This window comes from Pedobacter sp. W3I1 (genome assembly GCF_030816015.1).
Taxonomy (GTDB): Bacteria; Bacteroidota; Bacteroidia; order Sphingobacteriales; family Sphingobacteriaceae; genus Pedobacter.
In genome coordinates, this window is the sequence record NZ_JAUSXN010000001.1 from 5769003 (window position 1) to 5783755 (window position 14753).

Below are 14753 nucleotides of genomic sequence, written 5' to 3' on the forward strand. Positions count from 1 at the left end.
GGTTTTTTTCATTTGGGAAGACGACGATATTCTTGTCATTCTGAACGCAGTGAAGAATCTTTTATTGGTTATACTCTGGTTGTACGTCCTACGCGCTGGTCTTAGCGTCTCGCTAAAAACTCATCATGTAATTCCGTGTCTTCTGAGTTTCCGTGGCAAAAACTTAAGGCCCATCGAGATGCTAAGACCAGCGCATGCCAAAAACTTTGTTGCTGCGTTAAACGTATGTTAGTTAAAAACAACAGAAATACAATGAGGAAAGGCACGATACTACACATCGATCAATCGGTTGGCCTCGGATTTATACAAGATGAAAATGAACAGGAAATCGCATTTTGTTTAGCAAATCTTAACGGAAATATTAATATCGGCGACCTGGTAGAATTTAAAATCGAACTAATGGCGCATGGACTTAAGGCAACCAACCTCCGTGTATTATTACTTATTTAAATGCAAGTTTTCAGATTATTTTGTATATTATGAAATAGCAAGATGATTATTTATCTTAAAAAGATCCCTTTTTGAACCTAAAAGTTTATAACATTATGCTCAATTCTAGCAACAGTTCTTTTGTACGACCACTTATCCAGTATATGGAACAATATCATGAGCTTTCGAATGGCCTTATCGCACAGTATGAAAAACATTGCTCCTTAGTATCAATCAGAAAGAATAAACACATTATTTCTCCTGTTGACAGTAATGCAGCACTTTACTTTGTAAATAGTGGTGTTGTTCGTGGTTTTGTAAAAGATGGCACCAAAGACATTACTACCTGGTTTTGCTTTGGGAATAATATTGTAGGGGCCATTCGTCATCCTGATTTACAGGCTAACCACTCTATAGAATATTTACAAGCGCTAGAAGATTGTGAACTGATCCGTATTCCCTATACACTAATTGACTATGTGTACTCCCATTTCGAAGAGGCCAACATTATCGGGCGAAAACTGTTAGCGGTACACTATTATGCGGCATCCGAAAGAGCTATACTGGCCAGAATACCCAATGCGTTGCGACGGTACCAAAAGTTGGCAGAAAGCAAAAAAGTAGACTTAAACAAAATACCGCTCCGCTACCTGGCAAGCTATTTAGGAATGAGATTAGAAACCTTAAGCAGGATCAGAAGCAAAGAGCTGCATAAAACCAAAAATCGCGGCGTTCCGGCATCAATAGAAGATTAGTACATTAAACCCCGCAATTTTAGTTTGGAATGAAAATCCTTCAAAAAACAAACCCCGTCCAGTTATTGTACAGGGTTAAAAATTCCAGTAAACACGAAGGGTTTAACCTTTTTTAATCATATCAATCATCATCGATATTTCATCTACTGCAGCTTCATTGCTACCATCAAGGCCAATCATGTAAGATGCAATCGCAAAAGTTTTTACGGTGAAAATTAGGAATCATATAGGCACATACATCTGCTTTGATGTTGCATTTATAAAAGATGCACCGTACTTTACAATACCGTGCATCTTTTTATTATACTGAACCAATAAATCTATGCGTTAAGATTAGAAATTTGTATTAATGATTAACTGGCTTCTGCCCGAATCAACAAAATCAAGTGGAATAATCCCGAATTTACCATGGGTATTGTTGGTAAAAAAGGTAGTGATTTTTGGATTGATGAAATTCGACACAGTAGTAATGCTTGGGATACTGAATATGCCTGCCTTATAACCACTGGCGTAGTTCAGATAAAGCCTGTTAGAAGCATCATTTTTTGCCTCATTTAACAAGGTTTCTACTTTCGTCCATTTGGTATTCACATCGTTAACATTGTAAAAATCCTGGACTTTTAAGTTTGCAGCAGCATTATTGATGTCAAATGTAGTATTATCGGCCCAGGCCGTCGCATCGATTCCTTTCGGTGATGATCCGGAAAACCTTCTTAATAGTCTGATTTTCCCACGTATACTGCCCAGTGTTGGAATATTATTCCCCAAATCCCATTTTGCAGGATTTTGCTGAACATAAGCATCAAAAGTTTGCTCAAACGACCTGGTGTTGTTTGATGGCGTATGCTCCTCTTTAACACTCATGATGATCGTTTCGGTTGGATGGCTATTCAGAAAATTGATACAGGCATTTAGTACGTCATTAAAATTAAGGTTCTGGTAAATTGCCCCGTGATGGATTGCGAAGGCATTATCAATGTGCCTACAGCGAATGTCTAGATAACGGACGCCTGCATTTAATTGATCGGTAATGCTCAGGTTCTGGCATTTTGCAGTACCTGCAACTTGTTCTTGTGTTGCGCCAGAATCATGCGCACCAGGAATGGAGATGGCAGCTATACTGGTTTGGTCGGCTACTACACTCATCCAATTGTTTAATGAAAAGCTTAACAGCTGAGCATTTGGATTTGCCGAGCTTTTTAGATTGGGATTTGAAAAGGTACCTTTTGGCTGTTCTTCTTTTTTACAGGCACTAAAGGTTAGCACCAAGGCCACAAAAAGTGGCAGTTGTAATTTTCTCATAGTTTTAAAAAGATTGATGATTTATTTGGTTCAGGATAATAAAGCTAGTAAAAGGTTTTACTAAATCGATATACCAGAAATAATTTCATAATTAATTAATATTGGCTGGGGTAAGTTGATCTATTTCGTATTGACGGACCGAAATGGTTATATTAGCAGCATTAATCATAATGAACACTTTCACAAAAATTAATCTGACTAAGCTATCTTCATTTCTATTAAAAAAGGAATGTGTCATTGTAGTTTATCTCATCTTGGCTATAGTTGCCGGATTTAAGCAGTACCATCACCATGCTTATAACAATTACCTAATATTCAAGTATGTTTACTGGCATACCACAGATCTTCAAAACTTATATCATAATTATCCCGAATACTTAGATAGTAACCATTATGGCCCGGTGTTTTCGCTTTTTATTGCTCCATTTGCATTATTGCCGGATGGTTTAGGCTGTATCCTTTGGAATATTGCCAATGTATCGATACTGCTTTGGGGAATTTATAGTCTTCCTATATCGTTAAACAAACGAACTATTATTGCATGGATTTGTGCGCACGAAGCCTTAACGGCACTCTTCAGTTTTCAGTTTAACATTGCATTAACCGGATTAATCTTGCTTAGTTTCTCCTGCCTGGTTAAAAAGAAAGAAGTACAATCGGCTTTTTTTATTGCTTTCGGCACCTTGGTTAAACTTTACGGGATTGTTGGATTGGCATTTTTCTTCTTCACTAAAAATAAGTTAAAATTTATCATAGGTGGCTTAATTGCTTTTGCAGTATTGTTCGCTTTACCAATGCTTATTTCATCACCGGCCTTCGTTATCCAGTCTTATATAGATTGGTATCATTCCCTTGCCCATAAAAATGATTTAAATGCATCATTAACTTCCTTTCAGGATATTTCTTTGATGGGAATAGTAAGAAGAGCAACAGGAAACATTAACCTTCCTAATGCGCCGTTTTTATTAGTTGGCCTCATACTATTTGCTTTGCCTTATTTACGGATTAAGCAATATAAACATATTGGCTTTAGGTTAATGTTATTGGCATCGACCCTAATTTTTACGGTTATATTTAGCAGTGGATCAGAATCGCCAACCTATATTATAGCTTTTGCTGGTGTTGCCATTTGGTTTATGGTGCAGCAAAACCCAAAAAAAGGATGGATAATAGCCTTGTTTGTTTTTGCGTTTATATTAACCAGCCTATCTCCAACCGATATTTTCCCCAGGCCGGTTAAAGAATTTATTCGTCTATATTCGCTTAAAGCCCTACCTTGCGTTATCATTTGGCTAACCATAATTTATCAAATGATGAAAGAAGATTTTGAGTCTTATCTGATTGCCGATAAATGAATAAATTAGTTTCTATAGTAATCCCTGCTTACAACGAAGCCGATAATATTTTTGTGATAGCCGAAAGTATTAAAAAAGTTTTTTCGACCATCAATTATGATTATGAAATTATCCTGGTGGATGATGGAAGTGCCGATCATACCCTCGAAAAAATAAAGGATTATGCCTCAACAGCAAATAATATATTTTTCCTTGAGTTTTCTAAAAACTTTGGTCATCAATTGGCGGTTAAAGCGGGCATGGACCATGCTTTTGGCGATTGTGTAATTTCTATGGACTGCGATATGCAACATCCTCCGGAGTTGATTCCGGAAATGCTACAGAAATGGCAGGAAGGTTTCGAAGTGGTATACACGATAAGGGAAGAAGATAAAAGTTTATCTAAAGGCAAAAGAAGCTCTTCAAGCTTATTCTACAAAACCTTAAACTGGTTATCGGATATTGATTTAGAACCTGGCGCAGCCGATTTCCGTTTACTTGATCAAAAAGTGGTTAGTGTTTTCAGAAATTTTCATGAAAACGAACCCTTTCTACGTGGTTTGGTAAAGTGGCTTGGTTTTAAGCAATTTGCCATTCGCTACAATCCTGCGGCACGTTTTTCGGGGAATAGCAAATATACCTTTAAAAAGATGTTAAGGCTGGCACTGCATGGCGTTACCTCTTTCAGTATAAAGCCCTTGTACTCGGCAGTTTATCTGGGTTTCATTCTGTCGTTTGCTTCTGTACTGTATATCCCTTACATTATTTACGCTTTTGTAAACCATGTAGAGGTTTCAGGCTGGGCTTCTGTAATTATGACCATTGTCTTTTTTGGAGGGCTACAACTCATTATCCTGGGCATTATAGGCATTTATGTAGGTAAAATGTTTATGCAGTCTAAAAACCGTCCTAATTATATTATCCGTTCAACCAATATTCAGCAAAAATAAAATGGTTCTGTTAAGTTTTGATATCGAAGAGTTTGATATGCCTTTTGAATATGGAAAAGATATTTCTTTTGAAGATCAGATCGCCATTTCGAGAGCAGGTACCATAGCTATTTTAGATATTTTAGATAAATACGAGGTGAAGGCTACGTTTTTTTGTACGGTTACTTTTGCCGAAAATATTCCAGATCTGATTAAACGGATTACCGAAACAGGCCACGAACTTGCCTCGCATGGTTATTATCATTCAGATTTTAAACCCGAGCATCTTCTCCAATCGAAACTGAAGCTAGAAGAACTCTCTGGTAAAGAAATTACAGGTTACCGCATGGCGAGAATGATGCCTGTTGACGAAAGGGAAATTGAGAAGGCTGGATATACTTATAACACTTCTATAAATCCAACCTATTTGCCTGGGCGGTACAATAATTTCAACATTTCCAGAACACACTTCATTAAAAATAATGTGCTGCAGATTCCAGCATCGGTAAGCCCTATCATAAGGTTCCCGTTGTTTTGGCTATCTTTTCACAATTTGCCTCTAAGCATTTACAAAACATTAGCCAGTTGGACTTATAAAAAAGATAAATACCTGAATATCTATTTCCACCCCTGGGAATTTACCGATTTAGAAGATTTTGATCGCTTTGGTTTTCCGGGTTATGTAAGAAAAAACACAGGTATAAAAATGGTAAAGCGCACGGAAGATCTTATTTCATGGATGAAGGCTAAAAATTATCCATTTGGAACCTTTAAGGATTTTATCAGTACTATTTCTTCAAACTGAAAACTGCCAATTGTAAACTGATAACTATTTATACGTCTCTGCCAATTTAAGTGCATTATAAGCATTCACAATTCCTCCGCTCACACAAATTTCGCTAAAAAGTACACGAACGTTTTCACCTTTTTCATTTTTGTACTTTATCTTGTGTGCAACCTTCGAAACAGATTTCATGATAATTTCTCTTACCTGCACTGGTTTTAACGCTGGGTAATAGCTTAAAATCATCGCCGCCAGGCCAGCAACAACAGGCGAGGCCATGCTTGTCCCATCAGCTTCTTCATATTTGTTGCCAGGAATGGTTGAGTTGATTAAAAATCCAGGGGCAAAAACATCTACACTATATTTGCCATAATTGGAAAAATCAGCTTTCAAATTGTCGTCATCTTTATAAGCACTTGCTCCTACTTCGATCCAATTACTGGCATGAGGTAGGTTAAACTTTGCGGAGTCGATTGGTACAGGCTTTATTAATGTAGAGCGGTCATAAGATGGCCTCATACCCATTCCATTGTTTTGCGGCAGAGCCTTAGGTGGAGTAAAATCTGGCTTGCCAGGCTTTTTATTGGCTTCTTTATAAGCTTCGGCCTCTTTACTGTCAAAAAACTTATTAGGGTAATTCTCTTCAAGATCATTATTTTGGTTATCGTTTCCAGCTGCATGCACCAATAATACACCCTTAAGTTCTGCATATTTTACTGCAGAGTCTACAGCTTTTTTATCCCACTTGTAACTTTTACCAAAACTCATGTTGATTACTTTCGCACCATTATCTACGGCATATCTGATGCCATTGGCCACATCTTTATCACGTTCATCACCTGTGGGTACTACCCTAATGGCCATAATACTTACATAATTGGCTACGCCCAAAATACCTGTCGAATTAGTACGATCAGCACCAATAATTCCTGATACGTGGGTACCGTGAAAAGCATCAGGGCCTTTTACATCGTTGTTTCCATAATTTTTTTGGTAAGGATTACTGTAGTCATCCCCCACCAGCTCTGCACGCATATCATATTTTGGGTTTAAGTTGTACTTCAGCATAGCGTCGTATTGCTTATACCCTTCCTTTATATTCTTATAAAACTTCTCGAAACTACCATCTTCCTTAGACCCTTTTCTGATAATTTTTTTCACCTGCTCCTCAGTTTCATCATCAGCTTTATATTGATCAACATCCTCCATCGTTGGGATTTCTTTTTTATTGATCTTGGCTACGGAATCTAAAACTTTGTTAATAGCAATCAGAACTGAAAAGGTATTGCTGGCATCCTCATATTTCTTACCGAAATCGCCAACCATTTTTTTATATAGTTTAAATTCTTCTTTTTGAGCACTGTCTAAAGGTGTTAAATTGGTCGTTGATTGATATTTTGGCGTATAAATCCTTAATAAACGTACCAATTCCAAATTGTCAAATTCAAGATTACCTTTTTTTGAACCTATAAAATTCCAGCCATGGATATCGTCGATATAGCCATTCCCATCATCGTCTATTCCATTTCCCGGGATTTCTTTTTTATTCGTCCATAAAACAGCTTGTAAATCAGGGTGATTGGTATCTACTCCGCCGTCAATTACCGCTACAATAATATTTTGCTTAGGTTTTTTATCTTTTAAAAGTTCGCGGTAGGCTTTCTCCGTACTGATACCGAAATATCCATTCTCCAATAAATCGAGATTAAACCAGTTTGCAGGGAGTTGTACATTCTTACTTTGGGCAAAAACGCCCAAATTTATACACAAAATAAAAGCAAGAAAAGTTAATTTCTTAAGATTCACATTCATCATCATAACATGTACGTAATACTACAATAATACGGTTTTATTACTTCGAGGCTGAAAGATTTTACATTTTTTAACAAGAGTAAGGTAATGTTTCTTTAGATGGCTTTAACAACATTAGATCTTAGTATTCCCTACTGCTATTAAAAAAAATGGGATTTAAAGTTATAGGTATGCAACAGGGCTTAAAAACCAGAGTCATTCATTTTAAGGTTTTTGGAGCGCGCTAGCAGTAACATGTATGTCTGGTTCCGTCCTACTCTCCGTTTTACTCCGCCAATGAAGAATTGGCTTCGTGTCACTTCCATCAGGGCTATGGGGCAAGCTTCGGCATACTACCGCTTAACTATCTTAACTCCTTAATGGTGGAAATAGACTCTATTACAATTCATTTTACCATTAAGGGATTAAGGACATTAAGAAATAACTCATTCAAAACCTTAACTATCTTAACTCCTTAATGGAAGAAATAACCATTTGGAGTTATAGGGATGCAAACAAGACCTAAAACCAGAGCCATTTATTTTGAGATTTTCGGAGCGCAATAGTAGTAAATATAGGCTGGGTTCCGTCCTGCTGTTCACTACAATCCTTTTGGGAAATCCTTGGGATAAACAATCTACCTCTGCCCAAAAGGGATTTACGCTGCCATCAGGGCTATTTAACCTGGGATGGAAGATGTAAAACGGTTGATGGGATATACTCTGCGGAGATCAGCGCAATCTGCGGGAACAAACCTTAACGCTCTTTACTTCCTTTAATGATCAGAAACTCATCCAGGTTTATTTACCATTAAGAAGTTAAGGGCATTAAGAAGATTATAATGGAACAGTCCCTTAACTTTCTTCATTCCTTAATGGTGGAAAGAACAGTGGTAGGCAAATCAGAAATGCTTATAAACCAAGAAAACCCTTGAGCATTACTGCTGAAGGGTTTCTTTTAAGATTTGGCACCGACCTACTCTCCCACGTGTTACCGCAGTACCATCGGCTCTGGTGGGCTTAACTTCTCTGTTCGGAATGGGAAGAGGTGGACACCACCGATATAGGCACCTGAATATTTTATTGAGGTAGAAGGTGGAGGGTATAAAGGTAGAGGGTAAACCCTACGCCTTAAGCCTTTCGCCTTAAACCTTTGTTCTATTTCAATTTTATTGGACCTAAACCCGCTCCGGGATTTATATAGCCTTGTATATAACCAAGAAAACCCTTGAGCATTACTGCTAAAGGGTTTCTTTTAAGATTTGGCACCGACCTACTCTCCCACGTGTTACCGCAGTACCATCGGCTCTGGTGGGCTTAACTTCTCTGTTCGGAATGGGAAGAGGTGGACACCACCGATATAGGCACCTAAATATTTTATTGAGGTAGAAGGTAGAGGGTATAAAGGTGGAGGGTAAACCCTACGCCTTAAGCCTTTTCGCCTTAAACCTTAAACAGTATTGAAAGAAGTTATTATGAAGAACAAACAACAGTCTGTTTGCTTTGAAAGCTTCGGATGATTAGTACTACTCGACTGTGCTGTCGCCAGCTTTACATCTGTAGCCTATCAACGTAGTAGTCTTCTACGGTCCTATATGGAATTCTCATCTCGTGGCTAGTTTCGCACTTAGATGCTTTCAGCGCTTATCTATTCCCAGCGTAGCTACTCTGCAATGCCCCTGGCGGAACAACAGATTCACTAGAGGCTAGTCCAACCCGGTCCTCTCGTACTAAGGTCAGCCCCACTCAAAATTCCTACGCCCACAACAGATAGGGACCGAACTGTCTCGCGACGTTCTGAACCCAGCTCGCGTGCCACTTTAATCGGCGAACAGCCGAACCCTTGGGACCTTCTCCAGCCCCAGGATGTGACGAGCCGACATCGAGGTGCCAAACCTCCCCGTCGATATGAGCTCTTGGGGGAGATCAGCCTGTTATCCCCAGCGTACCTTTTATCCTTTGAGCGATGGCCCTTCCATGCAGAACCACCGGATCACTATATCCGTCTTTCGACCCTGATCGACTTGTCTGTCTCACAGTCAAGCAAGCTTATGCTATTGCACTCCGCGTACGGTTACCAAGCGTACTGAGCTTACCTTTGAAAGCCTCCGTTACCTTTTTGGAGGCGACCACCCCAGTCAAACTACCCATCAAACAATGTCTCCGATAAGATCGGATTAGACACCGAATACAGAAAGGGTGGTATTTCAACGTTGGCTCCACGACGCCTAGCGACGCCGCTTCAAAGCCTCCCACCTATCCTACACATCCTGTATCCAATGTCAATGTTAAATTGTAGTGAAGGTGCATGGGGTCTTTCCGTCCCGTTGCGGGTACCCGGCGTCTTCACCGGGACCACAATTTCACCGAGCTCATGGCTGAGACAGCGCCCAGATCGTTACACCATTCGTGCAGGTCGGAACTTACCCGACAAGGAATTTCGCTACCTTAGGACCGTTATAGTTACGGCCGCCGTTTACTGGGGCTTCGATTCAATGCTTCTCCTTGCGGATGACATCCCCTCTTAACCTTCCAGCACCGGGCAGGTGTCAGGCCTTATACCTCATCTTTCGATTTTGCAAAGCCATGTGTTTTTGTTAAACAGTCGCCTGGGCCTTTTCACTGCGGCTGACATTGCTGCCAGCGCCCCTTCTCCCGAAGTTACAGGGCCATTTTGCCGAGTTCCTTAGCCATGATTCACTCGAGCACCTTAGAATCCTCTTCCCGGATACCTGTGTCGGTTTGCGGTACGGGTTTTTATAACCTGAAGCTTAGCGGTTTTTCTTGGAAGTCTGATTACCTGCGCTATCCACTCAGCCGAAGCCTCGTGGTACTATCAGCGTTCAGCTAGATCGGCGGATTTGCCTACCGTTCTAATACCTACAGCCTTTAACGATCTATTCCGTCAGATCGCGGCAGTGTCACTACTCCGTCCCCACATCGCAGTTATAAAAAGTACTGGAATATTAACCAGTTGTCCATCGAATTTCCCCTTCGGGTTCTCCTTAGGTCCCGACTAACCCTGATCCGATTAGCGTTGATCAGGAAACCTTATCCTTTCGGTGGGCGGGTTTCTCTCCCGCCTTATCGTTACTTATGCCTACATTTGCTTTTCTAGAAGCTCCAGCACCCATTACCAGATACCTTCGCTGCCGCTAGAATGCTCCCCTACCGATATATTTCAATCCCATAGCTTCGGTGTACAATTTAATGCCCGTTTATTATCCATGCCCGATCGCTCGACTAGTGAGCTGTTACGCACTCTTTAAATGAATGGCTGCTTCCAAGCCAACATCCTAGCTGTCTGTGCAATCGGACCTCGTTAGTTCAACTTAACTGTAACTTGGGGACCTTAGCTGATGGTCTGGGTTCTTTCCCTCTCGGCGCGTGACCTTAGCACCCCGCGCCTCACTGCAGATCATATTTAATAGCATTCGGAGTTTGTCTGGATTTGGTAGGATTTGACTCCCCCGCACCCAATCAGTAGCTCTACCTCTATTAAACTTAATATCCACGCTGTTCCTAAAAACATTTCGGGGAGTACGAGCTATTTCCCAGTTTGATTAGCCTTTCACCCCTACCCACAGATCATCCGGAAACTTTTCAACGTTTATCGGTTCGGTCCTCCAGTACGTGTTACCGCACCTTCAACCTGTCCATGGGTAGATCACAAGGTTTCGCGTCTACCCCCTCTGACTATACGCCCTATTCAGACTCGCTTTCGCTTCGGATCCGTGCCTTAGACACTTAACCTTGCCAGAGAGGAGTAACTCGTAGGCTCATTATGCAAAAGGCACGCCGTCACGCAACTTGTACGCTCCGACCGCTTGTAAGTACACGGTTTCAGGTTCTATTTCACTCCCCTGTTCGGGGTTCTTTTCACCTTTCCCTCACGGTACTGGTTCACTATCGGTCTCTCAGGAGTATTTAGCCTTACCGGATGGTGCCGGCAGATTCCCACAAGGCGTCTCCGACCTCGCGGTACTCAGGATACTACTAGGCTAGCATTCTATACGTGTACCGGGCTATCACCGTGTATCGCTGGGCTTCCCATCCCATTCCACTTCTGTTTGCTAATGCCACATTGTAGTCCTACAACCCCCACTTTGCCGTAACAAAGTAGGTTTGGGCTCTTTCCCGTTCGCTCGCCACTACTTAGGAAATCATTATTATTTTCTCTTCCTCTGCTTACTTAGATGTTTCAGTTCGGCAGGTTTGCTCATTATATGTGACTAGTCTTCAACTAGCCGGGTTGCCCCATTCGGAAATCTTCGGATTAATTCCTATTTGCAAATACCCGAAGCTTATCGCAGCTTATCACGTCCTTCATCGCCTCTGAGAGCCAAGGCATCCCCCGTGTACTCTTTATTACTTTCTTCTACTTGTACGCCTTTTGCGCCGTACAGTATGCTTTTTTTGCTCTTGTTATGATGTCTCATACTTGTTGGTTGATTGCTCTCCCTTCAAGCGAGCACAAACACAACAGTCGCCTATTGTTGTTTGCTCTTCTTTTTTAACTTCTTCCAATATGTCAAAGAACTTTATTAAGGTTGAAGGTGGAGGGTATAAAGGTAGAGGGTTTCATTGTCCCCTAACTAAGCCTCGGTTCAGCCTTATTAGTAAAAATCATGGAGTCGAACCATTCAACAGTTTCCTGTCTTGCCCCTTCGGCTATTTCTTCTTTCTTAATCTTTATGTCAATGTATATTATCTATCCCGATAATAAGGTGTTATTTCTGTTGTGGTGTGGTTCAGCTATAGGTCTTACCCTACACCTTCTACCTTTTAACCCTCAACCTTTAATGGTGGAGAATAACGGAGTCGAACCGTTGACCTCCTGCGTGCAAGGCAGGCGCTCTAGCCAGCTGAGCTAATCCCCCAGATTTTAGTTACCAGTTAACAGTTGTTAGTTTTCAGTTTAAACTGTCCACTGTAAACTGCCAATCGTAAACTTAAAACGTGTAGTCCCGTCCAGATTTGAACTGGAGACCCCTACATTATCAGTGTAGTGCTCTAACCAGGCTGAGCTACGGGACTGTTGATTTAAGGTCGGCTTATAGTATGCAGTATATAGTATCTTACCGCTACTGCTTTTCCTTTGGCTTTCCCCATCTTCATATCCGTTATGCTTTCGCTCTATTGCTATTGCACACCGTTTCTTCTGGGTGTTTCTTTTTTTTCTCTTTTTTTTATAAAGTATTTAGTATCAAGTATCAGGTTAATTAATGTAAGGCCTTAAACCCTATACCTTTTACCTTCAGCCTTATTACCCTCTACCTTAATTAGAAATATCATGTTGCGTGGCGAGTAGGCGGTGCTACTCCAGAAAGGAGGTATTCCAGCCGCACCTTCCGGTACGGCTACCTTGTTACGACTTAGCCCCAGTTATCGGTTTTACCCTAGGACGCTCCTTGCGGTTACATACTTTAGGTACCCCCAACTTCCATGGCTTGACGGGCGGTGTGTACAAGGCCCGGGAACGTATTCACCGCGTCATTGCTGATACGCGATTACTAGCGAATCCAACTTCATGGGGTCGAGTTGCAGACCCCAATCCGAACTGTGAATGGCTTTGTGAGATTCGCATCATATTGCTATGTAGCTGCCCTCTGTACCATCCATTGTAGCACGTGTGTAGCCCCGGACGTAAGGGCCATGATGACTTGACGTCGTCCCCTCCTTCCTCTCTGTTTGCACAGGCAGTCTGTTTAGAGTCCCCACCTTAACGTGCTGGCAACTAAACATAGGGGTTGCGCTCGTTGCGGGACTTAACCCAACACCTCACGGCACGAGCTGACGACAGCCATGCAGCACCTAGTTTCGTGTGATTGCTCACTTATCCATCTCTGGATAATTCACTAACTTTCAAGCCCGGGTAAGGTTCCTCGCGTATCATCGAATTAAACCACATGCTCCTCCGCTTGTGCGGGCCCCCGTCAATTCCTTTGAGTTTCAATCTTGCGACCGTACTCCCCAGGTGGAACACTTAACGCTTTCGCTTAGCCGCTGACTGTGTATCGCCAACAGCGAGTGTTCATCGTTTAGGGCGTGGACTACCAGGGTATCTAATCCTGTTTGATCCCCACGCTTTCGTGCCTCAGCGTCAATTAAACCATAGTAAGCTGCCTTCGCAATCGGTGTTCTGAGACATATCTATGCATTTCACCGCTACTTGTCTCATTCCGCCTACCTCTAGTCCATTCAAGCCCATCAGTATCAAGGGCACTGCGATAGTTGAGCTACCGTCTTTCACCCCTGACTTAACAGGCCGCCTACGCACCCTTTAAACCCAATAAATCCGGATAACGCTTGGATCCTCCGTATTACCGCGGCTGCTGGCACGGAGTTAGCCGATCCTTATTCTTCCGGTACATTCAGCTCTCTACACGTAGAAAGGTTTATTCCCGGATAAAAGCAGTTTACAACCCATAGGGCAGTCTTCCTGCACGCGGCATGGCTGGTTCAGAGTTGCCTCCATTGACCAATATTCCTTACTGCTGCCTCCCGTAGGAGTCTGGTCCGTGTCTCAGTACCAGTGTGGGGGGTCATCCTCTCAGATCCCCTAGTCATCGTCGCCTTGGTGGGCCGTTACCCCGCCAACTAGCTAATGACACGCATGCCCATCTCAATCCCATAAATGTTTGATCATTACACAATGCTGTGCTGTGATTTTATGCGGTATTAATCCGGATTTCTCCGGGCTATCCCCCTGATTAAGGTAGGTTGCATACGCGTTACGCACCCGTGCGCCACTTTCATATCCAGCAAGCTGGATAATCTCGTTCGACTTGCATGTATTAGGCCTGCCGCTAGCGTTCATCCTGAGCCAGGATCAAACTCTCCATTGTAAAATGTGTTGTAAGATGCTGACCAGTTTTAACTATTGTTAAAAATAGTCTTCTTTTTTGTTATGTTGTCTGTTAGACACCACCTTTAAAATAAAGCTACGTAATCATGTACTTTGATCAGTACTCCATTACCTCGCTACGCTACATTGACATCTCTTTTAAGAACTTATTGACCGTTAACCTCGCGGTTGGTCTTTATATATCGTCGGTTTCAGTTTCAGCCGGTCTTCTTCGTCCAGCCTGTGTTTCACCCCGTTTCAATCTTTTTTTTCTATCTTCCCGACATCCGCCGTTCCGATTATTTTCCCTTTACTTATCGTTGGGAGTGCAAAGGTAAGGATCTTTTTTGAAACCACAAATAAAATAAATTTTATTTTCTGATCTTCTTTTCTTCCTCTCCTTTATTTCAATTGCCAGGTTTAGCTGGCTTTCCGTTCTTCCGAACCGGGCTGCAAAGGTAACAATCTTTTCCTCTTTCGCAAGATCTATTTTAAAATAAATCCGCTCTCCTTATCACCCTACCACCTTTTCATTAAAACCCTTCCTCCGAAGCGGGATGCAAAAGTAGGAAATTTAATCGCC

At 41.7% G+C, this 14753-nt stretch carries 7 protein-coding genes, 2 tRNA genes and 4 rRNA genes; 5 read left to right on the plus strand and 8 right to left on the minus strand.

The window, feature by feature from the left end; translation table 11 throughout:
* Positions 1–225: 225 nt before the first annotated feature.
* Together QF042_RS23490 and QF042_RS23495 are read left to right on the plus strand one after the other, a co-directional pair.
* The gene (locus QF042_RS23490) at positions 226–450 is read left to right on the plus strand and encodes a cold-shock protein (protein ID WP_307532594.1); all 225 of its coding nucleotides are present in this window, start codon (positions 226–228) and stop codon (positions 448–450) included.
* Positions 451–521: 71 nt separating this feature from the next.
* Complete coding sequence (locus tag QF042_RS23495; protein ID WP_307532595.1) at positions 522–1184, plus strand: Crp/Fnr family transcriptional regulator; 663 nt, start codon at positions 522–524, stop codon at positions 1182–1184.
* Positions 1185–1517: 333 nt separating this feature from the next.
* On the opposite strand, the gene QF042_RS23500 is transcribed toward QF042_RS23495, so the two are convergent.
* A complete protein-coding gene (locus QF042_RS23500) occupies positions 1518–2486 on the minus strand; it encodes a phosphatidylinositol-specific phospholipase C (protein WP_307532596.1) in 969 nt (322 codons plus the stop codon).
* Positions 2487–2656: 170 nt separating this feature from the next.
* Here QF042_RS23500 and QF042_RS23505 point away from each other — a divergent pair, with 170 nt between their 5' ends.
* From QF042_RS23505 to QF042_RS23515, 3 genes are read left to right on the plus strand one after another with little or no spacing between them, the layout of a single operon-like run.
* Positions 2657–3841: a glycosyltransferase family 87 protein gene (locus QF042_RS23505; protein WP_307532597.1), complete on the plus strand. Its 1185-nt coding sequence runs from the start codon at positions 2657–2659 to the stop codon at positions 3839–3841.
* Positions 3838–4770, plus strand: coding sequence for a glycosyltransferase family 2 protein (locus QF042_RS23510; RefSeq protein ID WP_307532598.1), 933 nt, complete (start codon positions 3838–3840; stop codon positions 4768–4770). Before QF042_RS23505 ends, QF042_RS23510 begins: the two co-directional genes overlap by 4 nt.
* Before the next feature lies 1 nt (position 4771).
* On the plus strand, positions 4772–5554 hold the full coding sequence (locus QF042_RS23515) for a polysaccharide deacetylase family protein (protein ID WP_307532599.1): 783 nt from the start codon (positions 4772–4774) through the stop codon (positions 5552–5554).
* Positions 5555–5578: 24 nt separating this feature from the next.
* On the opposite strand, the gene QF042_RS23520 is transcribed toward QF042_RS23515, so the two are convergent.
* From QF042_RS23520 to QF042_RS23550, 7 genes are all read right to left on the minus strand, one after another.
* Complete coding sequence (locus QF042_RS23520; protein WP_307533328.1) at positions 5579–7345, minus strand: S8 family peptidase; 1767 nt, start codon at positions 7343–7345, stop codon at positions 5579–5581.
* A gap of 941 nt (positions 7346–8286) precedes the next feature.
* Positions 8287–8398: ribosomal RNA gene (rrf, locus tag QF042_RS23525) — 5S ribosomal RNA — on the minus strand.
* A 185-nt stretch (positions 8399–8583) separates the two neighbouring features.
* Positions 8584–8695, minus strand: a 5S ribosomal RNA gene (gene rrf / locus QF042_RS23530).
* A 129-nt stretch (positions 8696–8824) separates the two neighbouring features.
* A 23S ribosomal RNA gene (locus QF042_RS23535) occupies positions 8825–11701 on the minus strand.
* Between the two features lie 425 nt (positions 11702–12126).
* Positions 12127–12203, minus strand: a tRNA-Ala gene (locus QF042_RS23540).
* An 82-nt stretch (positions 12204–12285) separates the two neighbouring features.
* Positions 12286–12360 (minus strand) — tRNA-Ile (locus QF042_RS23545).
* 289 nt (positions 12361–12649) lie between these two features.
* Positions 12650–14171 (minus strand): 16S ribosomal RNA (locus QF042_RS23550).
* Together the 16S, 23S and 5S rRNA genes with 2 tRNA genes alongside form the textbook arrangement of a ribosomal RNA operon.
* Positions 14172–14753: the final 582 nt, after the last annotated feature.